1 protein-coding gene is annotated in these 249 nt (G+C 63.9%); it reads left to right on the top strand.

Translation table 11 applies throughout. The annotated features are described in order from the left end of the window. Positions 1-249 (top strand): transporter associated domain-containing protein (locus SCA31_RS24780; RefSeq protein WP_410699610.1); only part of this gene is annotated, 249 nt, incomplete at both ends.

Raw genomic sequence — 249 nt, 5'->3', positions numbered from 1 at the left:
ACCGCAGGTATCGCCACGTTGGAGGACTTGGTGGAGGAGATCGTCGGCGAGGTGGCAGACGAGCACGACAAGGTCCGCCCGGGTGTGCTCCAGAGCGCGTCGGGGGACTGGTATTTTCCCGGGCTTCTGCGGCCGGATGAGGTGTCCGAACAGATACCCAATCTCACCGTTCCGGACGACTCCGCTTATGAGACCGTTGGCGGTTACGTCATGAGCCGGCTGGGGCGTATCGCCAAGGTCGGGGACGTC

Source organism: Chryseobacterium sp. SIMBA_028 (assembly GCF_046535285.1).
Lineage (GTDB): Bacteria > Bacteroidota > Bacteroidia > Flavobacteriales > Weeksellaceae > Chryseobacterium.
Note: the sequence above shows the minus strand (reverse complement) of the source record. Positions and strands in the feature narration are given on the sequence as shown.